The following is a 26953-nucleotide window of genomic DNA, read 5'->3' as shown; positions in this document are numbered from 1 at the left end:
TCCGTCATGGCCTGCGCGAAGTCTGCGCTATGTCACACCGCTTCTTCCGCGCGCTTCTTCTCGATCTGGCCTATGGCATCGACGACCGCATCGAAGGTCAGCATGGTCGAGGCATGACGCGCCTTGTAGTCGCGCACCGGCTCCAGATATTTCAAATCGGCAAAGCGGCCTTGCGGCGGCGCGCCGTTTTCCTTCAGCATCTTCAGCATGGTCTCGCGCACCGCGCGCAATTCGTCGGCGCTAGCGCCGATGACATGTTGAGCCATGATCGAGGACGAGGCCTGGCCGAGCGCGCAGGCCTTCACGTCATGGGCGAAATCGGTGACGACGCCATTGTTCATCTTGAGGTCAACGGTCACAGTCGAGCCGCACAGTTTGGAATGCGCCTTGGCGCTCGCATCCGGATGATCGAGGCGGCCGATGCGCGCGATATTTCCGGCAAAACCCAGAATTTTCGCATTGTAGACGTCGTCAATCATATTTTTCCAATCCGTCGCCGCCAAGCGAACAGCGATTGCCGCTGTAGCGTCTTTCATTCGCTGCGCACGACCATATATAATGCTGGCAGTCGGGTATCGACAAGGCAACGCAAAGCCATCGTCCTTGCCCATTTCGTTCACGCCGCTTGCGGGCTGGAAACAGGGCGAGTTTTCAGCACTCGAAAGGTTGTGGTCCGTTCAACTCGTTCCTCCTGAGAGAGGAACTACGGGAGACGCCTTTATGGATGCCGTCATCAAGAAAATAATGCCCCCTTCCGACTATCTGGACAAGCCGGTCACCGACAGGCCGAGCGAAGCCGAGGTCGAGGCCGCCGTGCGCACGCTGTTGCGCTGGACCGGCGACAATCCGGACCGCGAGGGCCTGATCGACACGCCCAAGCGCGTCACCAAGGCCTTTCTCGAAATGTTCAACGGCTATGACATGTGCCCGGCCGAAGAACTCGGCCGCACCTTCGAGGAAGTCGCCGGCTATGACGATCTCGTCATCGTCAGGGACATCCAGTTCCACTCGCATTGCGAGCACCACATGGTGCCGATCATCGGCAAGGCGCATGTCGGCTACCTCCCGGATGGCAAGGTCGTCGGCCTGTCCAAGATCGCGCGCGTCGTCGATATCTTCGCCCATCGCCTGCAGACTCAGGAGGCCATGACCGCACAGATCGCCGGCGTCATCCAGGACGTGCTCAATCCGCGCGGTGTCGCCGTCATGATCGAGGCCGAGCATATGTGCATGGCCATGCGCGGCATCCGCAAGCAGGGCTCCACCACGCTGACCTCGACCTTCACCGGCGTGTTCAAGGACACGCCCGAGGAACAGGTCCGTTTCGTCACCATGGTGCGCGGCCTCGGGGCGTAAGCCCCTCGCCGGCATCGCTAGATCAAGGACCGGCGATGTCGGCACTAACATTTCCCAAGGCTCCATCAGACAAGAAGGCTCTCGAAGAAGGCGCGGTGTTTTCCCCGCGCTTCGATGCTGCCGGGCTGGTCACCGTCGTCGTCACCGACGCCGCTGACGGTATGCTGCTGATGGTCGCGCATATGAATGCCGAGGCGCTGGCGCTGACGCTCGAAACCGGCATCGCGCACTACTGGTCGCGCTCGCGCAGCACGCTGTGGAAGAAGGGCGAAACATCAGGCAATTTTCAGACCGTCGTCGAGATGCTCACGGATTGTGACCAGGACGCCATATGGTTGCGCGTCAAAGTGTTGGGCCACGACGCAACTTGTCACACCGGCCGGCGTTCATGTTTTTATCGGACGGTGGGGCTAATCGGCGGCAAGGCAACGCTTGCCGGCGATGGCAGCACGCCGCTGTTCGATGCGGAAAAAACGTATCGGAAGCCCGCGTGAACCATTCAACAGTCGCAAACCACTCATATTCACTATTCTCAAACGTCCTTCCTGTAGAACGGACGCGGGACAAGGGAGATCATGATGCTCGAGTGGGCGTCATTGCGTAGCAGACCGGACGTGCGGGAGGCCAATGGCCCCTCATCGTCCGGCGGCGTGCCTGACCCGCAACCCGCGGGCAAGACAGGCATTTCGCTCGCGCTGGGCGGCGGCTGCGCACGCGGCTGGGCGCACATTGGCGTGCTGCGCGCGCTCGACGAAGCCGGCATCGAAGTCTCGATGATCGCCGGCACCTCGATCGGCGCGCTGGTTGGCGGCTGCTATCTGGCCGGCAAGCTGGACGAACTCGAGGAGTTCGCCCGCAGCCTGACCAAGCGGCGCATCTTCGGCCTGCTCGATCTCAATCTGCGCGGCAGCGGCCTGTTCGGCGGCATGAAACTGGACGTCAGGCTGCGCGAGCACATGGCAGGCATCCGCTTCGAGGATCTGACGAAACCCTTCGTCGCCGTTGGCGCCGAAATTCGCACCGGCCATGAGATCTGGCTGTCCAGCGGTTCGCTGATCACCGCGATGCGGGCTTCCTATGCGCTGCCCGGCGTGTTCGAACCGGTGAATTGCAACGGCCGCATCCTGGTCGACGGCGCGCTGGTCAACCCCGTTCCGGTCTCGGTCTGCCGCGCCTACGAGCAGCCGCTGGTCGTCGCGGTCAACCTTCACTACGATCTGTTCGGCCGCGCCGCCGTCATCAAGCACAGCGCCGGGGAACTGCTCATCGAGAAGGACGCGCCCCGTCCAGGCCAGGCCGACCCGAACCACCAGCCGCACCAGAGCCGTCTCGGCATCACCGGCGTCATGGTCGAAGCCTTCAACATCATCCAGGACCGGATTTCACGCGCAAGGCTGGCGGGCGATCCGCCCGACATGTCGCTCCAACCGAAACTCAGCCATATCGGCTTGACCGAATTCCACCGCGCGGATGAGGCGATCAGCGTCGGTTACCAGGCGACGATGGCGCAGATCAGCGAGTTGAAGCGGCTGCAGACGGTTCTCGCTTAAACCAATTCGGCAATGTCAGGCTTTGGCCGCATCGGTGATGCGGAACTGCACCGTGCGGTTCCCGTTCCAATAATTCCCCGACAGCGAGCCGGCTACATGGATCGTGTTGCCCCTGTTCTTGAACAGGAATTCGCCCAGCGCGGTATCGACGGATCGAAAGGCGATGCCCTGGATGCGGCCGCCGCTTTCCGACTGCAGATCAGCCCGGATGTGGTTGGTGCCGACGGCCCGCGCGTCGGCCAGCCGATGGCGCGGCAGCGCGAACACCGGCGCGACATGGCCGGCGCCGAAAGGCCCGGCCTTTTCCAGTGCATCGAGCAAAGCAATCGTCGCGCCCTCGGCGGCGAGCGCGCCGTCGACGGCCAGACTTTCTTCGTCCTGCAGCCGGAACACTTCGGCCGCCGCGCGCTCCTCGAAGAAAGCACGGAGTTCGCCGAGCTTGGCGCGTTCCACCGTGATGCCGGCGGCCATGCCGTGGCCGCCGCCCTTGACGATCAGCCCGGCATCGGCGGCTGCGCGCACCAGCCGTCCGAGATCGAAGCCCGACACCGAACGGCCAGAGCCGGTGCCGATGCCATTGGCGTTGAAGGCGATGGCGAAGGCCGGCCGCCGCGCATGGTCCTTCAGCCGCGAGGCGATCAAGCCGACAATGCCGGGATGCCAATTGGTGCTGGCGGTGACGATGATGGCCGGCCCATTGCCGCCGGCAAGTTCGGCGTCAGCCTCGGCGCGCGCCGCTGCCAGCATCTCCAGCTCCATCTGCTGGCGTTCCTGGTTGAGCCGGTCGAGTGTCTCGGCAATGGTCCCGGCCTCAACCGGATCGTCGGTGGCGAGCAGCCGGCTGCCAAGTGCTGCATCGCCGATGCGGCCGCCGGCATTGATGCGCGGCCCAATCAGATAGGCGAGATGAAAGGTGCTTATCGGCTCACCGATGCGGGACACCCGCGCCAGTGCGGCGAGCCCCTCATTCTTCTGCTGCCGCGCCATCTGTAGTCCCTTGACGACGAAAGCGCGGTTCACGCCGATGAGCGGCACCACATCGCAAACCGTGGCCAGCGCCGCCAAGTCGAGCAACGACAACAGGTCCGGTGGCGCTGCGTCGGGCAATCGGCTGCGCAGGACCCTCGCCGTCTGCACCAGAGTGAGGAAGACGACACCGGCGGCGCACAGATGGCCTTGCCCGGATAGGTCGTCCTCGCGATTGGGATTGACGACTGCGGTCGCCTCTGGCAGCGGGCCGCCGACCTGATGGTGGTCGAGCACCACCACATCGGCGCCTACGGCCTTGGCGGCATCGATGGAGACAGCGCTGTTGGTGCCGCAATCGACGGTGACGATCAGCGTCGCGCCGCGCGAGACCAGTTCGCGCATAGCCTCCGGATTGGGGCCGTAGCCCTCGAAGATGCGGTCGGGAATGTAGATCTCCGAAGGCACCGAGAAATGCGTCAGGAAGCGCTTGAGCAACGCCGAAGAGGCGGCGCCGTCGACATCGTAGTCGCCGAAGATTGCCACCTTCTCCTTGGCCATGACCGCTTCGGCGATGCGGGTCGCAGCCTTGCCCATGTCGGTCAGCGAAGCCGGATCCGGCAACAGGTTGCGGATCGTCGGATCGAGGAAGCGCTCGGCCTGGTCCGCGGTGACGCCGCGCCCGGCGAGCACGCGCGCCACAATGTCGGGCACGCCGTGGCCCTGCGCTATGGCGAGCGCAGTCATGTCCTGCCGCTCGCTCAACCGGTGTTCCCAGGAAACACCGGTCGCCGACTGCCTGACATCGAGGAAGAAGCGTTTGTCGCCCGTCATAGGAGGCGTAATCTATAGATTGTCATTTCCGGCAATATGCGACGGCTAAACAGGAAAGTCTCAAAACTTTTCCACATCCTGGTGACGCGCCTTGATCTCGCGGCTCACGCCTCCGCCAGAGCCCGATGATGACTGGTGGGTTCGACCTGAAATCTCAATCCGGCTCCAAATCAAAGAGATAGAGCATTATGGCGTCCGAACCACTTTTCAACAGGAATATCAATCGGTTAAGGAGAAAAATGACTTAACTTAACCAGCGCGTTCAATGCGGATAACCTGCGGCTTGTCTGTGAGGTGGCCGTCCTTGGTGATGCCGTCGACAGCCTTGCGCACGGCCGCTTCCGTGGTCTCGTGGGTAACCAGGATCACCGTCTTTTGCGCGTCCGTCTCGCCGCTGACGGCATGCTGGACGATCGATTCCAGCGAAATGTCGTTGTCGGCCATGCGCTTGGCGATCGCGGCGAAGACGCCGATGCGGTCGTGCACGGTCAGCCGGATGAAATAGCCGCCGGCATGGCTGCGCATCTGCGCCTTCTTGTAGGGGCGCAGTTCCTTGGCCGGCAGGCCGAACACCGGACCGTGCTGGAAGCCCGGCCGGCTCTTTGCGATGTCGGCGATATCGCCGACCACGGCGGACGCGGTGGCGTTGCCGCCGGCGCCCGGGCCGGAGAGCAGCAGTTCGCCCAAAATGTCGGTTTCGATGGCCACCGCATTGGTCACGCCATGCACCTGTGCGATCACCGACGCGGTCGGCACCATGGTCGGGTGCACGCGCTGCTCGATGCCGCTGTCGGTGCGCTGCGCGACACCGAGCAATTTTATCCGGTAGCCAAGGTCGCCCGCGGCGCGGATATCGGCCTGGCTGATGTTGGAAATGCCTTCCATGTAGATGTCATTGGCCGCGATCCTGGTGCCGAAGGCCAGGCTGGTCAGGATCGACAATTTGTGCGCCGTATCATGGCCCTCGATATCGAAGGTCGGGTCGGCCTCTGCATAACCCAGCCGTTGCGCGTCCTTCAGGCACTCGTCGAAGGAGATGCCCTCGGCCTCCATGCGGGTCAGGATGTAGTTGCAGGTGCCGTTGAGGATGCCGAAGACGCGGGTGACCGAATTGCCGGCCATCGCCTCGCGCATCGTCTTGATGACCGGGATGCCGCCGGCAACTGCCGCCTCGTAGTTGAGCAGCACGCCCTTCTTCTCGGCGATTTCGGCAAGCGCCACGCCGTGCTTGGCCAACAGCGCCTTGTTGGCGGTGACGACATGACGTCCGGCTTCTAGTGCTGCCTTGACCGACGCGCGCGCTGCCCCTTCGTCGCCGCCGATCAGTTCGACGAAGACGTCGATATCGGCGGCCTGCGNTGACCGACGCGCGCGCTGCCCCTTCGTCGCCGCCGATCAGTTCGACGAAGACGTCGATATCGGCGGCCTGCGCCATCTTGATCGGATCGTCGAACCATTTGGCGGCGCTGAGGTCGACGCCACGGTCGCGCTTGGGATCGCGCGCGGAAACGGTCGTGACGATGACATCGCGTCCGCACTGGCGCGTCAGCTCCGCTGCCTTGTCGCGCAGCACGCGCGCCACCGAGGCGCCAACCGTACCCAGACCCGCAATTCCAACACGCAACGCTTCAGCCATGCCCGGCGACGCCCCTCAAAAAATCTACTCGAATAAGATGTGCGGCGACTTTAGCGATGCGCGGCGAGCGGCACCACATTGTTCGGCTGCTTGGCGCTGGACGCCAGGAAGCGCTTGATGTTGCGCGCCGCCTGCCGGATCCGGTGCTCGTTCTCGACCAGCGCGATGCGAACATGATCGTCGCCATGCTCGCCAAAGCCGATGCCCGGCGCCACCGCCACGTCGGCGTGCTCGATCAGGAGCTTGGAAAACTCAAGCGAGCCGAGATGCTTGAACGGCTCCGGGATCGGCGCCCAGGCGAACATCGAGGCAGCCGGTGCCGGAATGGTCCAGCCGGCGCGGCTGAAGGCGTCGACCATGACGTCGCGGCGCTTCAAATAGACCTCGCGCACTTCGGCGATGTCGGCGCCGTCGCCATTCAGCGCATGCGCCGCCGCCACCTGGATCGGCGTGAAGGCGCCGTAGTCGAGATAGGACTTCACCCGCGTCAACGCCGAGATCAGCCGCTCATTGCCGACGGCAAAGCCCATGCGCCAGCCGGGCATGGAGAAGGTCTTCGACATCGAGGTGAACTCGACGCAGACATCGATGGCGCCCGGCACCTGCAGCACCGAAGGCGGCGGATTGCCGTCGAAATATATCTCCGAATAGGCAAGGTCCGACAGGATGATGATGTCGTTCTTCTTGGCGAAGGCGACCACGTCCTTGTAGAAATCGAGCGAGGCGACCAGCGCCGTCGGGTTCGACGGATAGTTGAGGATCAATGCCAGTGGCTTCGGGATCGAATGACGGACACCGCGCTCGAGCGCCGGGATGAAGCCGTCATCCGGCTCGACCTGCAGCGAACGGATGACGCCGCCCGACATGATGAAGCCGAAAGCATGGATCGGATAGGTCGGGTTGGGGCACAGGATCACGTCGCCCGGCGCGGTGATCGCCTGCGCCATATTGGCGAAGCCTTCCTTCGAACCGAGCGTCGCCACCACCTGCGTGTCGGGATTGAGCTTCACGCCGAAACGGCGCTGATAATAGGCGGCCTGGGCGCGGCGCAGACCTGGGATGCCGCGCGAGGAGGAATAGCGATGCGTGCGCGGATCTCGCACCACTTCGCACAATTTGTCGACGATCGCCTTCGGAGTCGGCAGGTCGGGATTGCCCATGCCAAGGTCGATAATGTCAGCGCCGCGCGAACGGGCGCTGGCCTTCAGCCGGTTGACCTGCTCGAACACGTAGGGCGGAAGCCGGCGGACCTTGTGAAATTCTTCCATGTCAGTTCCAGACGATTAAGATTGGCTTTAGCACAGTTGGCTTGGCTAGGCGCCTTTGGCAAAGACCGCTTTCGGCGCGCGATATAGCTTTATTTGCAGGTAGGGTCGAGGGCGGGATCGCATTTGGCTTCGATCTGCTTCAGCGTGTCCTTGCCATGGTTCTTCGCCAGCGAATTCAGCGCCGCCGGGCTGGTGGACGGGGCACCGCCGCCGCCCTTGGCCACTTGCCCCTGCTGTTCGCCCTTCAACTGGGCAAGCTTGGCCTGCGTCTCCTCAGGGGTGAGCTGCTTTGCCGCCACCTGCGGTGGGATGTTGAGATTGGGATAAGAGCCGGTGTCCTGCGCGCCCTGGGTCAGGCCGACATTCATCCCGTTGCCGGTGTTGGCGCTCGTGCAGCCACTTGCCGCCAGCAGCCCTGGCGTCAGACAGGCGATTGCAACCGCGACGCGGCAAAAGCGGCCTGCCTCCGAAAAAATGGTCTTGCCGGTGTTAATCGTCATATTGTTTTCCTGGCAGCCGGGGTACAGCGCATTGGACCCGGTCAGATGTCCCATGATAATATGTCAAGAAAACGCCTCGGGAGGAACCCCGCGAGCCATGTCCAAAACACCTGATTCGAGCAAAGCGGAAGATGATCAATCTTCGACCGTCGAGCAATATCTGGTGAAAGACCCGGAACGCTTCGCGTTGAACATGGCGCGTATGGTCGAACAGGCCGGCAAAGCCGCCTCCGCCTGGGCCGAGCCGCGCGAAAAGGGCGAGGTGCGCGATCATGTCGCCGAACCCGTGGTCGACATGGTCAAAACCTTTTCCAAGCTCAGCGAATATTGGCTGGCCGACCCGCAACGCGCGCTGGAAGCGCAGACGCGACTGTTCGCCGGCTACATGACGGTCTGGGGCAACGCCATCCAGAAGGTTAGCCCGAATGCCGAAGCGCCGGACGATGCGGTCAAGCCCGAGCGCGGCGACAAGCGTTTTCAAGACCCCGAATGGGGTCGCAACGCTTTCTTCGATTTCCTCAAACAGGCCTATCTCGTCACCTCGCGCTGGGCGGCCGACCTGGTCGAGCACGCCGAAGGCCTCGACGACCACACCCGCCATAAGGCGAGCTTCTACGTCAAGCAGGTGTCCAATGCCATCTCGCCGTCGAACTTCATCCTGACCAATCCGGAGCTGTTTCGAGAAACCGTCGCCTCGAATGGCGAAAACCTGGTGCGCGGCATGAAGATGCTGGCCGAAGACATCGCCGCCGGCAAGGGCGACCTGAAGCTGAGACAAGCTGACTATTCGCCCTTCGAGATCGGCAAGAACGTCGCGACAACTCCCGGCAAGGTGGTCGGCCGCAGCGATGTCGCCGAAATCATCCAGTACGATCCGACGACGGAGACGGTGCTCAAGCGCCCGCTGCTGATCTGCCCGCCCTGGATCAACAAGTTCTACATCCTCGATCTCAACCCGCAAAAGTCCTTCATCCGCTGGGCGATCGAGCAAGGCCATACCGTGTTCGTCATCTCCTGGATCAATCCCGACGAGCGGCACGGCGCCAAGGGCTGGGAAGCTTACATACGGGAAGGCCTGCAATACGGCCTCGACATGATCGAGAAGGCGACCGGCGAGAAAGAGGTCAACGCCATCGGCTATTGCGTCGGCGGCACGCTGCTGGCGGCCGCACTCGCACTGCTGGCACAGGAAGGCGACAACCGCATCAAATCGGCGACCTTCTTCACCACGCAGGTCGACTTCACCCATGCCGGCGACCTGAAAGTCTTCGTCGATGAGGACCAGGTGGCAGCGGTCGAGAAATCGATGAACGAAAAGGGCTACCTCGACGGCACCAAGATGGCGACCGCCTTCAACATGCTGCGCTCGGGCGACCTGATCTGGCCTTATGTCATCAACAATTACATGCGCGGCAAGGATCCCCTGCCCTTCGACCTGCTCTACTGGAACGCCGATTCCACCCGCATGGCGGCTGCAAACCACTCCTTCTACCTGCGCAACTGTTATCTTGAGAACAATCTGACTCGTGGCGTGATGGAACTCGCCGGCCGCACTGTGTCGCTGGCCGACGTCACCATCCCGGTTTACAACCTGGCGTCGAAGGAAGATCACATCGCGCCGGCCCTTTCGGTGTTTCTCGGCTCGCAATATTTCGGCGGCGATGTCGAGTTTGTGATGGCTGGTTCCGGCCACATTGCCGGTGTCGTCAACCCGCCGGCAGCCAAGAAATACCAGTACTGGACCGGCGGCAAACCGACGGGCGATTTTGGCCAGTGGCTCGCCTCGGCGGTGGAGCATCCCGGCTCCTGGTGGACGCACTGGCAGCACTGGATCGAAACCCAGGACGACACCCTCGTTCCGGCCCGCAAACCGGGCAAGCACATGAAAACCCTGGGTGATGCCCCCGGCACCTATGTGAAGGTGCGTGTGTAAGACCGGCACCTTTTGCAGGTGCCTGTGTGTAACGGAATGTAATGTCTGGTGAGTTGACGAGCCGGCAAAACGGGGCGAAATGGTGTCGTCAACCTTCAAGAAGCCTCAATTGGCCTCCAACGAGCAAATAATTCAGAGGCTTGCAGAATTGACACAAGTCTCGTTTCCGGTTTGGGAACACAAGGTTATTGGATGTGAACGTTTCCACGCCGCACCAATAGCAGGCCGACCGGACACCGAGGGGGAATTTAGTTTTGAAATCAGTAGGATCGCGTCTCGCGGGGAGAGAAGGTCGCACTATAGCGGCAGCGCTTTTCTCCGTGCTTCTGGCGTCCTGCACCTCCGCTGGCGACCCCACAATGTCCGTCGGCATGCCTGGCTACAACGCGACCGCTTCTGACATCGCCGCGGCTTCCGGCGCCAGCCCTGCGGCGCCGGGCGATTCGACCGTGCAGGTCACATCCACCGGGCCGCAGATGATGATGACGGCAGCGGGCGATGCGACACTGCCCGAGCAGGTCGCCTATGTGCCGGTGGCCAAGCCCGGCACCGGCTTCCCGGTCAATGTTCCCGCCGGCTCCGAAACCATTGTCGGCCAGACGCCGCAGTCGCTGCAGCAGTCAGCACAGACCGCGGCCGCAACGGACGCCGTGGCGCAGAAGATCGCCGCCGCCGATGCCGGCGTGACCGCACCGAAAGCGACGGCAGCGGCACCCGCGACCAACGAGGTCTACGTGACCGCCGCGCCCCAGCAGATCGACACGCCGAAGAAGGGCTTCCTGGCCTCACTGTTCAGCACCACGCCAACCTCGGCGGCACCTGCTCCGCTGGTCAACTCGCGCTCGGGCGAACAGCCTGCGGTTGCTGCCCAGAAGGCCGCCCCGGCAAAGCCGATCATCACGTTGGCCTCAGCCAGTTCGGCCGACAAGCCCTTGCAGCTTGCCTCGCTTGGCAACGAGAGCAACCACATCACCGGCAGCGATGCGCTGCCCGGCGTGCGCCAGACGGCGCTGTTCGAGATCAAGCGCAAATCCGGCCTCGACGATGAAAGCGACGTCGACCTGAACGAGGACGAGGGTTCGGGCGGCGCCTATCAGGTGGCTTCCGCCGCCGGCCTCGCCCGGTTGGCGCCCAACGGCCTGTTGAAGCAAAACGAGAGCGTCGACGTCGCCTGCCTGAAGCCGTCGCTGGTGCGGGTGCTGAAGACCATCGAAGGCCATTACGGCCGCAAGATGATGGTCACATCAGGCTACCGCGACCCGGCCCGCAACCGCCGCGCCAACGGCGCCAAGAATTCGCTGCACATGTATTGCGCCGCCGCCGACATCCAGGTTCCCGGCGTCTCCAAATGGGAACTGGCGAGCTACATCCGAACCATGCCCGGCCGCGGCGGCGTCGGCACCTACTGCCATACCGAATCCGTTCACGTCGACGTCGGCCCCGAGCGCGACTGGAATTGGCGCTGCCGCCGGCGGGGGTAGCATCCCCATTCGGCAAACGGGCCGAGGGGCTGTTAGCAGCCCGCCGTTTTTTCCGATTAGCTATCAGCGACGTTCGAGATTAGCCGAGGCACCCGCGACTTCGTCATCCTATGGCGAAGCAAGGCGCGCAGCGACGCAGCGCAGACCATAGGATGACGACTGCGCGGGGCGTTCAGGCTAATCTCCAAAGATGTGCAATGACGCGAGGGCAGAAAACCTGGGCTGGCTTACCAAACTGGCCCTTTTCGCCCCTCTTGAAAAAAGTTTCCGCATCTGGCGGCTGATGGGTTGCCGGTTGGCAACAACGCAATTATAAGCCGCTTCGTCTGAGCGCGCCCATCGTCTAGCGGTTAGGACACCGCCCTTTCACGGCGGTAACAGGGGTTCGATTCCCCTTGGGCGTACCAGATCTTTCAAGCACTTAGCAGAAAATTCCCCGTCCCTGTCCAACGTTTGGCCAATTCTCTGCCGGCGTTTGTCGCGCTTCGTGATTCCTGTCACACTCCGTTTTCGGCTTGGAGGAGGAATTATGGGTTTGATTTTTACGGGTGAGCGAGGAAACAGCAGCGAGTTTGAGCTTTTGCTTGAAGCATTAGACGGGGAAGAACGCGTGGTGGTTGTCACCTCGACGGAAGCAATCGAAGACTATGGCTTGGAGGCCGTTCAGGACAAGGCTTCTGAAAAGTACGACGCTAAGCGGTTCAATGAAAACGGCCGCGTTACCGTGACGACAAGCGATTTCATAAGCCCACCACCGTAAGACGTATCTCTGCTGCGTTGACTTGACGGATCAACAATAAAGGCGACTTGCGATGGACTTGGACGAATTCATTTCTGAAACCCTGGGGCAAATCCTTTCGGGCATCGCCAAGGCCCAAGGCACCGATATCGGAAAGAATGTGAATGCGGCGTTCCCTGGCGTTCTGGGCAGCAATCTATCTGCGCTGCCTGAATTCGGCGTTTTCGCGCGCGTTGACTTTGACGTCGCAGTGACAGCCGAAACGTCTGTGGGCGGCAAAGGATCTATCAGGGTTTGGGGGATCGGCGCTGAGGGGGGCAAGGACAGCAAATCTCAGACCGTGAGCAGAGTCGTATTCGCAGTGCCGCTGAGGTTGCCTGATGGCGATCAATCGAAGCAAATAGCTGCAGACGCAGCCGAGGCAGAGAGAAAACGGAAGCTGCTCGAAAGCATCAAAGCGCGACCGGTTGGCGGCCCCGAAGGCTGGATGGCGCGCTAAAGTCCGCCACCGTGAGGCAGCTTCCGTTCGCTTGTTCTCCAGCAATTGTCCCAACATCGCAGGCTTGGGAGAGGATCATGCACTGGCAGAAAACAATCGTCGCCATGTCGCTCTGCCTTTGGCTCGTTCCAGCCTCTGCCCAGACGCAGAGCGTGGCGAACATGAGAGTCATGGCGTACAGCGCATGTGTGCAGGTTCAGTCGAGCCAATATGCTCAACTAGATGGCAGCATGGTGGACATCGCGGAAGCCTCGATGGCAAGTTGTGGGACCGAAGCAGAGCAGTTGCAGGACCTAGTCGAGTCAGAAAATGCTCCGGACGTTGCCAAGCTGATAATGCAAAAGCTAACCACACGGATTCGCCGCGAGGCATTGGCAAACGTAGCGGAAACTCGTCTTTCTCTTAAGCGCGCAAAACCATAATGTGGGAAAGCCCGCCAGCGTGAGGCAATGGGCTTAGTGAAGACGCCGAGTTTGCCGCAACCAGTGAAGCGCGCCCCTAGACGCGCGCAGTGCCACTCTCCCGGTGGCCGAAATGCCGTGGCGCTGATGCTCCCAGCGAGCAAACCTTCATAGTCGACTGGCCGGCGATCCCTTCAATTCACGTCGACGGACTCAACGGCGGCAACTTAGCCGACAGGTGTGGCTTACTAGCTACATACAAGGTTGCAGGTTTATGGCACTAAGTTCCTGACATTGTGCTGGGGATTCCGATGAAAGCCTTTCTTTTCGCTTCACTTATCGCGCTTTCGGTGACCGCGCCGGCAATCGCCGCCGACACCATTACTGCTCCTGTGGACACCCCCGAATGGACCTGGCAAGGACCTTACGCTGGTATCTTCGGCGCGGGAACGCTGGAACACTACAAGATCCATGAGCCGAACATTGGCGCCGGAGCTACTCACAGCCCCGGCTCGGCAACAATCGGCGGCTTTGCGGGCTATAACTTCCAGTCGGGCAAGATTGTCTACGGCGTCGAAGGCGAGCTTGGGTACCGCTTCAAGAAGAACACCTTCAACGACATTCCAGGCCCAGGCGTCCTCGACGCTTCCACCGGGTTGTTTGGCTCTGTAAAGGGTCGGGTCGGCATGGACATGGGAGCGTACATGCCGTTCGTCACGGCGGGGGTAACCGCCGCAAAGTTGAAGACGTTCTATCCAGGCGGTGACGCGGAGCGCGATGCCACCTTGGTAGGCGGCATCGTTGGAGCAGGTTTAGACGTCGCACTCACCCACAACGTGTTTTTGCGCGGAGAGTATGATTTCTCCTTCTTTGGCAAGAAATCGCTAGAATATTGCGGTGGCGGGTGCACACTCGAACACACGGTTCAGACGCACGACTTCCGCGTCGGCGTCGCGATGAAATTCTAGCAGTAGAGAGGCTCTGGCCGGCTGCCGTGTTCAGAGCTTGCATAGACAAGCCGTCGATCTCTCCCGAGCGGAGCCGCGAAAATCACACGAAGCCCCACGCTCAGTCTGCGACGGGGCTTTTTTGTGTCTGCGCTTGTAAGTCAGGACGATGTGTAGGATTATTGTCCTCGTTGCGGCGAACCCCTTCAACGGAGATCGCCAATGGCCAGAACCAAACCTTCCGAACGGCTTTCACAGGCTGAAATCGAGCGCTTCCTGGCGGCAGCCGAAGCGCTGCACAAGAGCATCGTCGGACCGCTCCTGGCGTACCACGGCGAACACTACCAAGCTCTACGTGAGGTCCATGGACCCCTGTTGAAGTCGATTGAGACCATCACCGGCCGGAAGGCGCAGTTCATCCAATGGAACGGGACAGGGCCGGCACAGCCCCGGGAGAAGCCTCCGGGCTAATGCCCAGCTTCGCGCACCTGTCGCCGCCGCATCACCTCTAAGAGCAGTTCGAAGACGGTTTCAACCTCGCCGTTGATTTCGTCGGCGTCGATGCCGGCCTTCTCGGCAGCTGTCATCAACTGGTCTTTCAAGTCACCGATGGTGATCGGAATCTTCCAGCGCCACAATGGGCAGCTGCTTGGCCACCCACTTGTCGAGAAACGTCATGCCGAGTGTGCTCATTTCTTAGCAACCTCTCATCTTGACGCCGCAGCCGCCCGCCCCAGAGTCTTGCACATGGCTCGGGGAAATATCAAAGTTGGCGACGAGGTCGCCGTCACGGCGGTTGTGCGCGGTCGGGTGACACCCGATCGCATCAGCGTGACGATTCCTTCCAATGCCTTCCCGCATTCCGTTGTCGATTCGACTTCGAAAGCAGTGATCGGGCAAAACATGGAATTGACCGGCCAAGTCACGCGGGTCGATGGCGAGAAAGTGACCATTAGTCTCCGGCCGCTGGTGACCGTCGACGCCGAGCACGTGCGATTGGTGGAAGGCCATGTGGCGCCGAAGCGGAAGACGCGGCTTGTTGATAAGGCCTAGTTCAGCAAACAAAAAAAGCGGGTTTTGAACGGGGAGGCTCAGGCTGGGCTCGCCACCTTTGCAATCTTATGAGGTTCTGGGACTCCGACCCGTTGAAGGTAAAATGCCGCCCGTGTTTGAAACTGCTCACGGTAAGGCATCTCCAGACGACACCTTCGCATCGCCGTGCCAGCCTGAATTTGTTTTGCTAAGTCCGCCGGTGAAATACTAAAGAACCGTCGAAAGTCAACGACTAGGTCGGGCAAGCCCACATTGCAGAGATCAAATCGTGCGTGGGCAGCCTCTAAAGCGTGGTATCGCTCGTCATTATTCTGAACAATCCGCTTCCAGATATCGCTGCCGGCCACTTGGCCACGGAGTACAGGAGTTTCGTGCGCTTCATAGAGCAAAACGCTGTTCAACTGGCTAAGACCAGTGGCTACTTTGCTATTATGATCCTGCAGAAGGTCGCAATCTTGCGACGCTATGAGGGCATATGCGTGGGGAATTTCTTCGACGCTGCCGTCCTCGGGATAGTAGCGATACTGAACGATGCCAGAGATAATTTCGCCTTGGCGAAACTCCAAGTTCGGATCGACCGTCGCGTATATCGACGGTCCCGATGGCAGTTGGACAGCGACCTCCCCCGCGGTCATGCCCAATCAGTCTGTGAAGGTAAGCGGCTGACGTTCGACCCGCCGAACATTCTTTGCCATGACGCGTTTCTGCGGCTGATCGATAACAGGCCTCCGATCCGCCGCGAGCCTAGCTTGATCGAACTCATAGATGCCACTGAGCGCCTCGCACGCCTCGCGAAGAGCGGTGCCCCGTAACTGCCCCAAGACATATAGGCAGACCGCCCTGTAGGCGGCGGAGATGGGCAAATTGCTTGCGCGCCCAGTGACCTCAATGTTCGTCACGAAGTTTGCCTGAGATTCAATCCCGTGATCAGTGACGGACCATTTCAGCGACGGGCTTTGGTCCAAGTGTGTCATGAAGAAAGTCGGAAATGCACCACCGGAAGGCGTATCTCGCCCGAGCGTTGAATCTTCGCAGGTGGGAATGCGTACTAGCGACGTCATTCTGCTTCTCCGTGTAGCAGTCTATATCAAATACGTAGGCTTTGTCGGGTCCGTTTTCACGTTGTCCGAGGCCGTGCTGTAGAAGAATGCCTTCTTGCTGACCAGGCAGCATCGCTCTAACGACGCTGAAGGCCTCAGTAATTCGGTCATTCGAAAATCCAGGGTGGGCCAACCCGCCGAGAACATTTTTGCTCAACAGCGCCGCCCAAGGCGATCCTTCGATGCCGAAATCGCCGGGCACCACTGCATTTTGGTATCGCAGGCCGATTCTCGTGAGGAAACTTGGCTTATATATGTTGCTAAGCGCATCGATCGCCAGTTTGACAGGGGCTTCAAAATCTTCCCATCTGCTGTAGTTGGACGAGGTCACCGACAGGGCGTCTGGTGCCAAAGCAATCGTTGTTGCCCTGTCCTGTGACAAAAACTGATATTGCGATTTTAGCGGGCCGGCGGCACCGAGCATTTTTGCCACTTCGGGCGGCAGATCTTGCATTCCCGGCGGAAGCTGCTGCTCGACTATGGGATAAAGATCCCGAACCTGGTCCTGAAAATCGGCCGGCGGACTGGCCTCAATGCGGAGTATTTTCGGAAAGCGAATTTGGCAGATGACCTGGACCAATGGCGATCTTGCGTAAATCACGCGCTCGGAATTCGGAAAGAATTCGTCGCGTTCAATCATTGCAGCCCGAGTCCCCCAGCATTTTTCGTTTTGGCAGCATACGCCGCGAGATCCTTTAAAATGCAATACCAAGGCTTGGCAATTGGCCAAAAAATTCGCACTTGGGTGCATTTCTCGGATTTTTTCGCCGCGCGGCCGGTACTGTCCGCGACTTAAGTCCTGCCGGTGCCACTACATCCGTGGTCACCGAACAGGTGGGGCGAGCCGTGGAAGGCGATCATCGATCACCCCGCCATCTTGCGGAAAATCACCGCGGCAATTGCCGGCTGCAGCTCGTCCAGCCAGAACCAGAATCCATGCGCCTCGTCGTCGGTCAGATTGTCGGTCAGCCGCTTGGCGCGGGCTCGCAGCATCGCCACCTTTTCAGGAGCGAAAGAGCCCCATTCCGCGACAAGGGTGCTGCCTGCCGGGGTAGCCTGAAACCGCTTCACTTCTGCCGCTGGCGCCGGGGTCACATAGATGCTCGGGCCGGCTGCAATTTCCGCATAGACGGCGTACCGCGCCTCTTCCGGCAGATCGCGATCAAAACGCTCCATGAAGACGCGCTGCTCTCGATTCCCGCCCATTGCCTTGACCATGTTACCGACATCGGCCTGGACGTGGCTCAGGTGAGTGCGAAAACCGCCCATCTCGTCCCAGTCGGAAACCAACCTGCGGCCGGCCTCCGAACTGCAGAGAGCGGTGCGGGATTGATCGGCATCCATCGGCCGTGTCGGATTGATCAGGTCGGGGTTGATTTCCGACTGCTCGGCCTCCAGCAAGGCAGCGTATTCCGCGTCAAGTTTCTCGTCATAGTACCGGTGGATGTCGGTTGCCATGATGCGGGCGATTTCTGCCTTACGACCGGGCTCAGGAAGCCGAGAGGCAAAATCAGTCCCCTGGTTCCCGGTCGTAAAGCCTTCTGTCGCAGAGCCTGCTCGGGCCTCGCCAGAATCCTCGGAAATGGTAAGTTCGTTGCTCATTTGTTGCCCCCTCTCGCGTGCATCCACACACTGATTGCCGTGGTGCCGTCCCCTGCTGTGACGCTAGGCCGGGTCTGGTGCGACAGCATACCGATTGGCTTCATTCCCGCCGCTGTGAACGTCAGCGCGTTGCCAAGAGGATCTGTCAGCGTGGTCCAAGTCGTGCCGCCGTCGTTCGACCCCTGGATTGTGACCGACCCAGCCGCGCCGAAGGTGCCAAACACCTGGACGGTTCTGTCCTGATAGGTGTTGAGGGAAACCGCATTCCCTTGGTTGCCATTCGGGATTGCCAGCCATTTGTAGCGCATGACATGGATATCGGGGTCAGAGACCTGTACTCCGTTTGTCGTCGCCATCAGGCAGCCCTCGCCGGATAAAGTTGGGTCAGGAGGCGTGCTGCGAGATCGGGATTCGCTACGGCGGCCGTCATCACATGACCGTCAGCCTTGCGCTCCACAACGTAGCCATGCCCATTCCACGCAACCCGATATTTGTCATCCTGGAAGAGCTTGTCGTAGCGCTCGGGCATGGTCGTGATGCGTGGCTTCGCCAGCACGGCGCCTTTGCCGTCTGCACTCGCCACAATCGCTTCAGCAACCCAGGCCTCGTCATAGGAGACGACATAAACCCGGTCATGTTTCTTCAGCGCGTTGCGGCTGCCCGATACCTGCAGCCTGCGCCAGATTTCAGGGTGCTTCAGGTCGTCGGAAACCATGTCCGCTGGGCAGCGAACCATGAATTCGCGCCAAATCTGGCCGGCGTTCTGTAGTGAGACGCGGGCAGGATCGATATCGGGGGTTTGCCTGGTCGCCGATTTCAGAGTGGCCGGGTCGATTGCCTTGGTCATCAGAATACTCCCTTTGCGAGCAGTTCCTTGGCGCGGGCTTTTGCCTCTTCGAACGAGGCGCGCTTTTCCAGCCGGTCACCGTTGGGGTGGCAGATCCAGTGTTCGATCACGTAGGATTCGATTGCTGCCTTCCCCTTCAGGATGGGCGTCAGCGGGTTGTTGTTCTTCACTGCATGTCTCCTTTGAGAGCTTTGGAAATGTAGCGGCCGACGATCGCCTGTTCTTCGGCGCGCCAAGGCTGGTCGTAGGGGCTGCGAGCTTCCGGAAAGACGATTTGGCCGAAGCGGCGGACATGGCCGACCAGCGGCTTCAGCGCTGCCGTGAGGCGCCAACTCATCCTGTGATCGGTCTCGTCCAGAGCAAGGACGTTGTTCACCCCCAGCGCACGAAGCAGGCGGGCTGCGTCGGCGCTGCGAAGACGGAATTCTTTTAAGGCTTCTGCCACGTCGCGAGCGGCCTTTTCGGCGCGGTCAGCGGCTTCGAGGCGGTGTTCTTCCACAACGATCAGGGTTTGCCGCAAGCCTTCAAGGCGGGCTTCCTCAGTCTTGGCAGCCTCAAGGCGCTCGCGGCGGACGGCTTCACCTTCAGCGGCCTCCAGCCCCGAAAGTTCACGCTCGACATCGGCCATCTCGGCAAGGTCGAAAGGCTTGCCATCAAGCATGGCGATGCCGTGCATGTGTTTCAGTTCAACAAGGCGGCTTTCCGCCTCCTGCCTGCGTGATGCGAAGTCAGCCATTGCGTGATGGTCCTTTCATTTGCACAGGGCCATATCGTCCTGTTTTTGCCTTCATGTTGGCGTGGGACAGATTGACGACTGGCGTGCGGTTGCTACCGCCATAATGGTTCGCGTCGGCGCGGTTCAGGGACGGCACATGCATGATGGCGCCAAGAGCCGCGTTGCACAGGTCATCCGAGGCGCCGGACATGTGGTCGATGTTGTCTTTGCCGGTGCGCGTGGTGCGCCGCTCAAGCTGTGAGATTTGACCGACAAGCCGGATGTTATCCAGCAGCGAGGCGGTTCCGCCCATGAGCTGCGGCAGCGCGTCCAGATAGATTTCCGAGCGGGATCTTTCAGACGCGACGTAGCGAATTCCTTCCTTGCGGAATGCATCCGAAACCCAGGAGCCGGCATATCGATCGCCGGTCACGCTGGTGATCTTGTAGGTGTTCAAAACCCTGGTGAACTCACCGACGACATCGGCCGGGGCGAAGGGAGGCTTCACCTCTCGCAGGCAGTCCAGAACGCCCCTGTCGCCTTCCCTGTGGGCAATGCCAAGGGTCATCGAGTCGTGAGCGCCGCCGCTCGGGTCGGCAAAACCCACGTAGCGGTATTGCCGCAGGTACGGGCGCTCATGGATGCCGATATCAACGCAGCGCTCCACCACGGCCCGATCAACGAATGTGGACAGGTCACCGCGGAATTTTGCATCCCATTCAGCAGCAGCCGATTCCGGGTCATCCCGGTGCGCCTGGTCGATGATGTCTGCGTCGATGGTCGGGTTGAAGACCTTGGTCCCGGCCTGCACCACCAGAACCTGTGCATCGTCCTTGCCGTAGCAATCCCGGTGCTTGGTGTAGAGCAGCCCACGCTGGGCATACGGGCTTGAGATGCCGATCAGCATCCCGCCGGTCGTTGCCAGTGCAGGCAGCACGGCGCGGTAGGTCTCGACATCGGGCAGTGATGTGGACTCGTCACGCCAGAAGCCCACCTCGTCAAAGATGCAGGCGATCAGGGTGCGACCGCGAACGGTCCTGTAGTTGTTCGTGTGGACCGAGATGCCAATGTTGCCGGCAAGCTTGATCTCATCGTTTGTCACGCTCTCGACAAGCTGAGAGAGGATTGGCGAAGCTTCGAAGAATGCCTTGATGTAGTCATAGACGGCCCGAGCCTGCCGTTGTGAGGCGGCCAGCACGAGGATGGTTCCGGTCTCGCCTGGAGCAAGCTTGCCACTGTGGTCTTGGAAGGCGGCAATGAAGTCAGCCAGGGCAGCCGCTACACGCGACTTTCCCGAGCGGCGGCCGATGATGCACCAAAGCTCACGAACGCGCTTGACGGGCGGCGCCCTGCCACCGGCAACGGCATTGAAGGCGGTAAGCTCGTCGGGGGATAGATCCAGACCATAGGCAGCGCGGAGGATGGCAATCCATGTGTCCCACGTCACTGATGGGCCGAGAGCAGCACCAAGCAGGTTCGGGTCACGAAGCGCCGTATCGATGGTGATGTTGGCCAGGCTCACGAGGAAGCACCTGCGTACCTAGTGGCGGCGTAGTCTCGCAGCGTCGGGGTGATGTCCTTCAAGGCACGGCGCTCTAGACCGAGATCGGCCAGCAGCCGGCGCTGTGCGTTGGTCAGGGCCATGAACTCGGTGATGTCCACCTCTTCGCCTGTGATGTAGCTGGCGGCGCTGTCCTTCAGCATGGCGCCAAGCACGGCCACGTTGTCGATAAGCTCCAGCTTCATGCTCGACAGATTGGCCTTGCCACCGAGATCGGCAGCCAGGGTGTCACGTAACTCGAACACCACGCGGGCAGCAGTCGTGCGGCGGTCCAGATCGTCCAGCGTCCTAAGCCGAACCTTTCCGCCCTGCTTCGGGCTGGACTCGCCTTCCATCTCTGCTGCGTCTGCTTGCATTTTCCGCCTCGAATTGGCTAAACGTTGGACAGAGTACCAGTGAACACCCGACAAGTCACTGTTTTTGCTAGTCTATGTGCGTTCAAGTGAGTGCAATTTACCGCCTTGATACAGCGGCAAGGCAGTTGGGTGACACTGATTTGGGGTTAGCCATGTCTCAGGAGAAAACATGCTCCGGATGCTCGGTGGACTCAGGCGATCACCTTCGTCCCGATCACGTTTGCAGCCGCTTTTTTGCGTCCTCCAGGGAGTAGTGGATGGAGTAGGCCCGCCACCTGCCATCTTCGTAGACCTGGAGTTCGTACATCTCAGCGATACGATGGCACGGCACAGTGCGAACACCTTGGCTGGGGAATGGCACTACCTCACCCATGACCTGCACCCCGAGATATAGATGTAGTGGTGGAATCCGCACTAAGCCCTGTAGTGGTGGAATCCGCACTAAGGATTTCCTGTTTGTGGTGCACAATCCGCACTGAAATCTGGCGTTTTCCGCCACTGGAGTTTTGTTTCTCAGATGCAGCTCTGGCCGCTCTCGCAATCATCTCTGCAGCCTCCAGGGTATCGATCTGGCGCCAGTCATTTGTCGGCTCTGCCTTGTCGAGATGGCGATAGGTCAGCCTGAATAAATTAGGCTGACGCCATTCAGCATTGCCAGCCCTGCCTTCCTGAGTGATCTCAACGAAGCCGAGCGCCACCACCTCACGCACCGCCGGCGCGATAGCGTGTCTGTGGATCCCATAATCCTCGAACTGGTCGAAGGTCGTCGGCAGCTTGCCGTTGTCGTTGCCACCGTGGTGGCCTAGTTCGATCTCAAGCCGGTCCAGCACCCGGTGGCCAGATTGCGAGAGTACCCGATAGGCCGGGGACTCCTGCATTTCGACAAGGCGCCATGAGAACTGGCCTGCGATCTTGGTCTTGCGGCCCTTGCGCGCTACGCCCTCAGCCATCGGCGGCCTCGCACTTCAGCCGGCGGTGTTCACGCTTATGATGCTTCCGGCACAACCACACGCCATCCAGCGGCCGGTCATAGTGATCCGGGTCGTGATGGAAGTCTGTCTTTGAGATGCCGCAGACCGCGCAGTCCTGCTTGACCAGGAGTCCGCGCTTGAGAGCGGACTGGACAGCGATGTGAGCCCAGCGCGCCAAGGGGTTGGCCAGACGCCATTTCTCTTGCGGAGTGAGCGCAGCAGCGATAGAAGTATGGGGTGACGTTTTTCCATTGCCGCCGCTCCGATGCCAGTCGGTAGCGGCGGTTTCCATTTCAGGGCTTTGCATTGGTGAGCCCCCTCATGCGGGCGCTCTCGCGCATGGACTCAATGGCTTCGTGATTGGAGAGCCCGAACCGCTTTCGCAGAAATGGCACCAAGGGCCGCTCTGCCTTCCACCAGTTCGCAGTGAGCCAGATAGCAGCCTCATCGGCCTTGTCGGACAGTTCGTGATCGACACCGCTGTTCATGCCGCCACCTCGACGGCATCCTGTTCGCGGGCAAGCCGCCATTCCGCATTGGCCTCTGGAGAGATGAGGACGCGGTTGCCGACGATCATCAGGCGCGGCGCCTTGCCGGCCTTCTTGAGATTGTAGAAGCTACCCCGGCTGATGCGGTTGGCTTGGCAAAATTCCGGGATGGTGAGAGCCGCTGTAACGGTGTTCATAGTAATCCTTTCCGGTTCAAGTGAACCAATGGAGAGGATGCCTATTTGAACCATGCGGAGGCACGGAGCATCTGAGAATAACGGAGGCTCCGTTATTCTCCGGGGTATACCTTCTTGTAAAGGTCGCTAAGACGCCGAACGATGCTGGGTTCAGTCGTCGTCTTGGATTGGAGGCTAGGATTTCCCGCAATCACCTTTCTCGCAGCGTCGGCCATGCTGTTTGCCTGTTTTGACGCCAACAGATCTCGCATCATGGTGACGAATGGCGCGTCCGTTGTCGTCTTCCCCGTTCCCGGCTTCCGCCCGTAGGCCGGCTTCGGTTGCGTCGCCATATGGCCTCCTGAAAGACGGTCAAGCCATGCCAGTAGGCTAGGGAGATACACCCTGGTCATCGCATAGCGATCGGCCGCACTCATAAATGCTGCGCGCGTGTTTAGGTGATAGTCAGTCCAAGCATCGGAATTGGAATCGTCATCCGCATCGCCGGGAAAGCTGCCTTTGATCCTCTTCCGCCGGATGACATCCCATAGCCTGGACGCGGGGTTGGAAACTTTGCGGGCCTCGACATAGGCCAGCGCCTCATCGAAGGAAATCCAGTCCTCAGACATTGGTCGCCTCCATAGGGACGACATTGGTATCCTCAATTCCAAACCTTGGTGCGCCAGCCCTCACCGCGTCGGCAATGTAGGACTTGGACAGGTGGCCGTAGTGCTTTTCCACCATTCGGGTGTCTGTGTGGCCTAGCTGCGCAGCGACGACAAGCAGCGGCATGCCGTTCATGACCGCCAAGCTCGCCCACGTGTGGCGCAAGCCATGGAAGCCGATCACCGGATTGATCTTGGCTGCAGCGCACGCGTCCGTCATCGGCCGCGACTGGTGAGACTTCCCCCAAGGGTTACCGGCAGCGTTGGTCATCAACAGCGCCGTGCCTTCTTTGCCGCTGGCGAGCTGGCCAAAGAGCTTCTTGCCTTCCTCGGTCAGGACGACGTGCCGGACTTCCCCCGACTTGCTTTCACCAATGGTCAGCGTACCGACATCAGAGTTGAAATCAGCGACGGTGAGCCGAGCCAACTCCCCATAACGGGCGCCGGTTTGAAGTGCGGCCTGGACAATGCTGCGAAAATCAGGCTCGCAGGCATTCACCAGACACTTCGCCTCGGCAATGGATAGGTATCTCACCCTCGCGGTCTCTACGTCCTCGAATGGCTCCACGCGCCGCCATTCCTTATCAGAGTCTACCTTCCCCTCCCGCCATGCATAATTCAAGGCAGCCTTGAGAATGGTCAGCACACGGTTTGCCGTGGCGCGGCGCTGGCGGATCGATGCACTGTCCGTCCCGAGATCGCGGTAACGCTGCTGCTCCCCTTCCTTGGTCCGGAGCCGTGGCGGCGTTTCTGAAACTTTGCGGTGCCATTTCCGGATTTCATCGGCGGTGAGTTTGGCAACTTCTTTATCGCCCAGCTCGGCCTCGATCAGCTTGCGACGCCATTTGGTGTCCCTCGCCGACTTCCTCTTGCCCTCCATCCAGTGGACATAGGCATCCAGAGCATCGTTGACCGTGTAGGGCCCCGCCTTGGGTGTAGGCGCGTGACGATCGGCTTGAAGCTGGCGGGCGCGATCCTGGGCTTGGGAGAACGTAAGGACAGTGGTGCCGTTGGCCTCCAGCTTGTCGTCGGCGTCGGCGATGGTTTCCACAACGTAGTCCTGCCCACCGATATAGTGCCGTGCGACCCACCGGCCGCCAGTCTGGCCCTTTCGGTATCCAAGGTGCAGGCCCTTGGCGATGGTGCGGTAATAGGGCTTCCCCCTCGCCGGCAACGCCTTGCGAGCGTTTGGCGTGTCCATCTTCCTGTCGCGTACCTTCTCGACCATTTGCCGGCGCCTTCCGTGTCCAACACTTTGTCCAATATATACCCCTCAACAGAGTTGGACAAGCATAAACACAAGTGAACATCATAACGGTTAACCAGTTGATTGTCTTACACATGTGTGCACACGGTTGGAACTGATAGCGACCCTTTCACGGCGGTAACAGGGGTTCGATTCCCCTTGGGCGTACCAGATCTTTCAGGAAAACAAGAAGCCTCGTAGCAGCCGCCGAACTAGCAGCGGCTGGAACGGTGGCGCGGCGCATCGGTAGAACCGGCGCACGCGCTGCCGTGCCGAGTCCCCTGGCGCCTGCTCGCGGCAATCTCCGGCCACTCATCCCTGGTCGTGCGCCACCTGCGGCCAGCGCTGCAACGCCGCATGGCCACCCTCGGTCAGCGCGTAGACGCCGCGCTCGGCCCTGGCGAACCAGCCATAGACATTGTCCAGGAGGATGCTGGCCGCGCGCGGCGAAATCGCTTTCAGATCGCGCGGGCGTTTCGGCCCGTCGGTCATGGCTGCGGCGCAGGCCAGCGCATCCTGCCGGTAGGCGGTCATGATCGGCGCGCGCGAACCGCCGCCGACCACCGGATCGCCGCGCCGGCGCCGGTGTTCCTCCATCAGCCGCGAGCGCCGCTTTGGATCGCGACGCGGCGGCAGAGCGGCCGGGCTGAGCAGCAATTCGACCTCCCCCTTGCCGCTGACAGCCAGAAGCCCGAAGCCGAGCCGCCGGCACAGCGCGCGAAAACGGCGGTCGTGCTCGCGGCCTTTGCCACGCGCCGACATGCGCGCGGCCAGCCACACTTCGTCGCATGCCGCGGCGCGATCGACACCTTGCAGCACCAGTTCGAGGTTGAACTGCAATTTCAATTCGCAGATGACCAGCACAGGCGGCTCGCCGTCGCGCACCGCCACGATATCGCAGTGGCCGACTTCGCCCTTGACCGTGAATTCCAGGCTCTCGAGAAACCGCTTCACCGGGATGTAGAGAGACGTTTCCTGCATCGCGCAGGCATAGCCGATTCGGATCGGGTCGGCACAGGGATCGCCGAGAGGCCGACGCCTTGCGCTAAGCCGCGTTGAAACCCACTGTTTGCAAAGGCGGCCGTCAGGCAGGTCTCCGGCATGATAGTCCCGCCATAGCGCTCGACGATTTCCTTGGCGATGACCGACGTCGCCAGGGCCGAGCGCGACCAGTATTTCATCGCCTGTCTCGCGTTCAACAAGGCGCCCGCCGTGGCTGGGACGGCACAATCGACAGCGTAAGACCCGAGATCCGTCGACGCCAAGACCGGTCCACGGTTGGCCACACAATGATGAGCGCGTGTGTTTTGAGGCTAGGGGCGGGTGCGCGTCCGGCGCTGCCCTGGTGCGGTATCGTCCGCCTTGAAATGCATCTCGTCCTGGACCGCGGCAAAAAACCGGCGGACATCGTTGGCCGCCGAAGCCGCATCGCAGCCGGCCGCGACCGCCTTGTCGAGGAGTTCGCGCGCCGTGGCCTTCCAGAACGACGTGGCCGTGTCGCCGTGCAGTCTGCCCAGCCTTGCGGCGACCTCGCGCACCAGCACGGTCTGCCGGTCTAGCGGGAAGGCACGCACACTGGCTGAGGACATATTCTGCACCATGAAACCGACGCAACGAATCAGACGCTGCTCTATGGCTCATGCCTAGCTGTGAAGTCGGAAACGGAACCTTAACGCCGCGGAGTCGGCGCCGATTGGAACGAGTCGGTTGGCCGGCCTCCAGGCCAAGCAGAACTCTAGACCCTCAGGCCCCTCGCCTCGCCGGCGCGCTTGGCCGTAACCATCATGTCCCTGGCCAGCAGGCCACTGACCCGGCAAAACGCCATGAAGGCGCGCCATGCGTCCTCAGTCCTGACCACATCCACCGTGGCCCCGAAACAGGCATTGAACGCCGCTTCATAGACCTTGCCCTGTCGCTTCTTTGGCCAGTCATGCAGGATATCCAGCGCCTGTTCGACGCTGTATATTTCCTCTACCGGCAGCCCGGGCGCGGGCGCGATGCGCACCGGCACCTCGAATTGCAATCTGTCCATTCTATATCTCCCGAACTGGCGTCGACCACAG

At 60.9% G+C, this 26953-nt stretch carries 34 protein-coding genes, 1 tRNA gene and 1 pseudogene; 12 read left to right on the top strand and 24 right to left on the bottom strand.

Features of this window, described 5'->3' with window-relative positions; all coding sequences use genetic code 11:
• Positions 1-32: 32 nt before the first annotated feature.
• Positions 33-479 carry an iron-sulfur cluster assembly scaffold protein gene (locus X771_RS150525; protein ID WP_023688274.1) on the bottom strand — a complete coding sequence of 149 codons (447 nt, stop codon included), beginning with the start codon at positions 477-479 and terminating at the stop codon, positions 33-35.
• A 241-nt stretch (positions 480-720) separates the two neighbouring features.
• On the opposite strand from X771_RS150525, the gene folE reads away from it, so the two are divergent.
• The 3 genes from folE (at position 721) to X771_RS150540 (ending at position 2906) form a co-directional block, all read left to right on the top strand.
• Positions 721-1356, top strand: coding sequence for a GTP cyclohydrolase I FolE (gene folE, locus X771_RS150530; RefSeq protein WP_023667622.1), 636 nt, complete (start codon positions 721-723; stop codon positions 1354-1356).
• A gap of 35 nt (positions 1357-1391) precedes the next feature.
• On the top strand, positions 1392-1850 hold the full coding sequence (hisI, locus tag X771_RS150535; RefSeq protein ID WP_023688273.1) for a phosphoribosyl-AMP cyclohydrolase: 459 nt from the start codon (positions 1392-1394) through the stop codon (positions 1848-1850).
• 84 nt (positions 1851-1934) lie between these two features.
• Positions 1935-2906, top strand: coding sequence for a patatin family protein (locus tag X771_RS150540; protein WP_023688272.1), 972 nt, complete (start codon positions 1935-1937; stop codon positions 2904-2906).
• A 15-nt stretch (positions 2907-2921) separates the two neighbouring features.
• On the opposite strand, the gene recJ is transcribed toward X771_RS150540, so the two are convergent.
• The 4 genes and pseudogenes from recJ to X771_RS150555 form a co-directional block, all read right to left on the bottom strand.
• Positions 2922-4706, bottom strand: a complete 1785-nt coding sequence (gene recJ / locus X771_RS150545) for a single-stranded-DNA-specific exonuclease RecJ (protein WP_023688271.1) — start codon at positions 4704-4706, stop codon at positions 2922-2924.
• Positions 4707-4955: 249 nt separating this feature from the next.
• Positions 4956-6342: pseudogene (locus X771_RS01000000165020) on the bottom strand (homoserine dehydrogenase).
• Between the two features lie 50 nt (positions 6343-6392).
• On the bottom strand, positions 6393-7610 hold the full coding sequence (locus X771_RS150550; RefSeq protein WP_023681615.1) for an LL-diaminopimelate aminotransferase: 1218 nt from the start codon (positions 7608-7610) through the stop codon (positions 6393-6395).
• 89 nt (positions 7611-7699) lie between these two features.
• Positions 7700-8110, bottom strand: coding sequence for a hypothetical protein (locus tag X771_RS150555; RefSeq protein ID WP_023688270.1), 411 nt, complete (start codon positions 8108-8110; stop codon positions 7700-7702).
• Between the two features lie 97 nt (positions 8111-8207).
• Between X771_RS150555 and phaC the strand changes: the two genes are divergently transcribed.
• The 8 genes from phaC (at position 8208) to X771_RS150595 (ending at position 14581) form a co-directional block, all read left to right on the top strand.
• Positions 8208-10043, top strand: a complete 1836-nt coding sequence (gene phaC, locus X771_RS150560) for a class I poly(R)-hydroxyalkanoic acid synthase (RefSeq protein WP_023688269.1) — start codon at positions 8208-8210, stop codon at positions 10041-10043.
• A gap of 359 nt (positions 10044-10402) precedes the next feature.
• Complete coding sequence (locus X771_RS150565; protein WP_245260877.1) at positions 10403-11524, top strand: YcbK family protein; 1122 nt, start codon at positions 10403-10405, stop codon at positions 11522-11524.
• 332 nt (positions 11525-11856) lie between these two features.
• Positions 11857-11931 (top strand) — tRNA-Glu (locus tag X771_RS150570).
• Between the two features lie 122 nt (positions 11932-12053).
• Positions 12054-12284 (top strand): hypothetical protein, encoded by a 231-nt coding sequence (locus tag X771_RS150575; protein WP_023688267.1) that lies wholly within the window; start codon positions 12054-12056, stop codon positions 12282-12284.
• A 52-nt stretch (positions 12285-12336) separates the two neighbouring features.
• Positions 12337-12762 (top strand): trypco2 family protein, encoded by a 426-nt coding sequence (locus tag X771_RS150580; RefSeq protein ID WP_023688266.1) that lies wholly within the window; start codon positions 12337-12339, stop codon positions 12760-12762.
• Positions 12763-12839: 77 nt separating this feature from the next.
• Complete coding sequence (locus X771_RS150585) at positions 12840-13184, top strand: hypothetical protein (protein ID WP_023688265.1); 345 nt, start codon at positions 12840-12842, stop codon at positions 13182-13184.
• 290 nt (positions 13185-13474) lie between these two features.
• Positions 13475-14131, top strand: a complete 657-nt coding sequence (locus X771_RS150590; protein ID WP_023688264.1) for an outer membrane protein — start codon at positions 13475-13477, stop codon at positions 14129-14131.
• Between the two features lie 201 nt (positions 14132-14332).
• Positions 14333-14581 carry a hypothetical protein gene (locus X771_RS150595; protein ID WP_023688263.1) on the top strand — a complete coding sequence of 83 codons (249 nt, stop codon included), beginning with the start codon at positions 14333-14335 and terminating at the stop codon, positions 14579-14581.
• On the opposite strand, the gene X771_RS1000000166800 is transcribed toward X771_RS150595, so the two are convergent.
• Entirely contained in the window at positions 14578-14748 is a 171-nt protein-coding gene (locus tag X771_RS1000000166800) for a DUF768 domain-containing protein (RefSeq protein ID WP_023688262.1), read from the bottom strand. The two genes, X771_RS150595 and X771_RS1000000166800, sit on opposite strands and share 4 nt — an antisense overlap.
• Before the next feature lie 109 nt (positions 14749-14857).
• On the opposite strand from X771_RS1000000166800, the gene X771_RS150600 reads away from it, so the two are divergent.
• Complete coding sequence (locus tag X771_RS150600) at positions 14858-15163, top strand: hypothetical protein (protein ID WP_023688261.1); 306 nt, start codon at positions 14858-14860, stop codon at positions 15161-15163.
• A gap of 38 nt (positions 15164-15201) precedes the next feature.
• Here the strand turns inward: X771_RS150600 and X771_RS1000000168150 are convergent, their stop codons facing one another.
• The 18 genes from X771_RS1000000168150 to X771_RS150675 all read right to left on the bottom strand — a co-directional run bounded on the left by X771_RS1000000168150 (position 15202) and on the right by X771_RS150675 (position 26922).
• On the bottom strand, positions 15202-15798 hold the full coding sequence (locus tag X771_RS1000000168150) for a hypothetical protein (RefSeq protein WP_156935490.1): 597 nt from the start codon (positions 15796-15798) through the stop codon (positions 15202-15204).
• Between the two features lie 292 nt (positions 15799-16090).
• A complete protein-coding gene (locus X771_RS150610) occupies positions 16091-16903 on the bottom strand; it encodes a TIGR04255 family protein (RefSeq protein WP_023688259.1) in 813 nt (270 codons plus the stop codon).
• A gap of 224 nt (positions 16904-17127) precedes the next feature.
• On the bottom strand, positions 17128-17865 hold the full coding sequence (locus X771_RS0134035; RefSeq protein ID WP_023688258.1) for a hypothetical protein: 738 nt from the start codon (positions 17863-17865) through the stop codon (positions 17128-17130).
• A complete protein-coding gene (locus tag X771_RS150615; RefSeq protein ID WP_023688257.1) occupies positions 17862-18221 on the bottom strand; it encodes a hypothetical protein in 360 nt (119 codons plus the stop codon). The genes X771_RS0134035 and X771_RS150615 overlap by 4 nt, the downstream gene beginning before the upstream one ends.
• On the bottom strand, positions 18221-18712 hold the full coding sequence (locus X771_RS150620; protein WP_050587441.1) for a hypothetical protein: 492 nt from the start codon (positions 18710-18712) through the stop codon (positions 18221-18223). The genes X771_RS150615 and X771_RS150620 overlap by 1 nt, the downstream gene beginning before the upstream one ends.
• Positions 18712-18882: a hypothetical protein gene (locus X771_RS1000000168145; RefSeq protein ID WP_023688255.1), complete on the bottom strand. Its 171-nt coding sequence runs from the start codon at positions 18880-18882 to the stop codon at positions 18712-18714. Before X771_RS1000000168145 ends, X771_RS150620 begins: the two co-directional genes overlap by 1 nt.
• Positions 18879-19448 (bottom strand): hypothetical protein, encoded by a 570-nt coding sequence (locus X771_RS1000000168140; protein WP_156935996.1) that lies wholly within the window; start codon positions 19446-19448, stop codon positions 18879-18881. Before X771_RS1000000168140 ends, X771_RS1000000168145 begins: the two co-directional genes overlap by 4 nt.
• Complete coding sequence (locus X771_RS150635; protein WP_050587440.1) at positions 19441-20949, bottom strand: terminase; 1509 nt, start codon at positions 20947-20949, stop codon at positions 19441-19443. The genes X771_RS1000000168140 and X771_RS150635 overlap by 8 nt, the downstream gene beginning before the upstream one ends.
• Positions 20946-21344, bottom strand: coding sequence for a hypothetical protein (locus X771_RS0134030; protein WP_156935488.1), 399 nt, complete (start codon positions 21342-21344; stop codon positions 20946-20948). The genes X771_RS150635 and X771_RS0134030 overlap by 4 nt, the downstream gene beginning before the upstream one ends.
• 365 nt (positions 21345-21709) lie before the next feature.
• Positions 21710-22294 (bottom strand): hypothetical protein, encoded by a 585-nt coding sequence (locus X771_RS150640; RefSeq protein ID WP_023688249.1) that lies wholly within the window; start codon positions 22292-22294, stop codon positions 21710-21712.
• On the bottom strand, positions 22287-22622 hold the full coding sequence (locus X771_RS0134025; protein ID WP_245262616.1) for a hypothetical protein: 336 nt from the start codon (positions 22620-22622) through the stop codon (positions 22287-22289). Before X771_RS0134025 ends, X771_RS150640 begins: the two co-directional genes overlap by 8 nt.
• The gene (locus tag X771_RS150645; RefSeq protein WP_023688247.1) at positions 22609-22803 is read right to left on the bottom strand and encodes a hypothetical protein; all 195 of its coding nucleotides are present in this window, start codon (positions 22801-22803) and stop codon (positions 22609-22611) included. Before X771_RS150645 ends, X771_RS0134025 begins: the two co-directional genes overlap by 14 nt.
• Positions 22800-23000, bottom strand: coding sequence for a hypothetical protein (locus X771_RS150650; protein ID WP_023688246.1), 201 nt, complete (start codon positions 22998-23000; stop codon positions 22800-22802). The genes X771_RS150645 and X771_RS150650 overlap by 4 nt, the downstream gene beginning before the upstream one ends.
• A gap of 92 nt (positions 23001-23092) precedes the next feature.
• Positions 23093-23608 carry a hypothetical protein gene (locus X771_RS150655; protein ID WP_023688245.1) on the bottom strand — a complete coding sequence of 172 codons (516 nt, stop codon included), beginning with the start codon at positions 23606-23608 and terminating at the stop codon, positions 23093-23095.
• Positions 23601-24872 (bottom strand): site-specific integrase, encoded by a 1272-nt coding sequence (locus X771_RS150660; RefSeq protein WP_023688244.1) that lies wholly within the window; start codon positions 24870-24872, stop codon positions 23601-23603. Before X771_RS150660 ends, X771_RS150655 begins: the two co-directional genes overlap by 8 nt.
• A gap of 330 nt (positions 24873-25202) precedes the next feature.
• Positions 25203-25871, bottom strand: coding sequence for a DUF2161 family putative PD-(D/E)XK-type phosphodiesterase (locus X771_RS150665; protein ID WP_023688243.1), 669 nt, complete (start codon positions 25869-25871; stop codon positions 25203-25205).
• 332 nt (positions 25872-26203) lie between these two features.
• Positions 26204-26479, bottom strand: coding sequence for a DUF6074 family protein (locus X771_RS150670; RefSeq protein WP_023688241.1), 276 nt, complete (start codon positions 26477-26479; stop codon positions 26204-26206).
• Positions 26480-26625: 146 nt separating this feature from the next.
• Positions 26626-26922 (bottom strand): DUF982 domain-containing protein, encoded by a 297-nt coding sequence (locus X771_RS150675; RefSeq protein WP_023688240.1) that lies wholly within the window; start codon positions 26920-26922, stop codon positions 26626-26628.
• Between the last annotated feature and the right edge of the window lie 31 nt (positions 26923-26953).

The organism is Mesorhizobium sp. LSJC269B00, from assembly GCF_000502815.1.
Lineage (GTDB): Bacteria > Pseudomonadota > Alphaproteobacteria > Rhizobiales > Rhizobiaceae > Mesorhizobium.
Note: the sequence above shows the minus strand (reverse complement) of the source record. Positions and strands in the feature narration are given on the sequence as shown.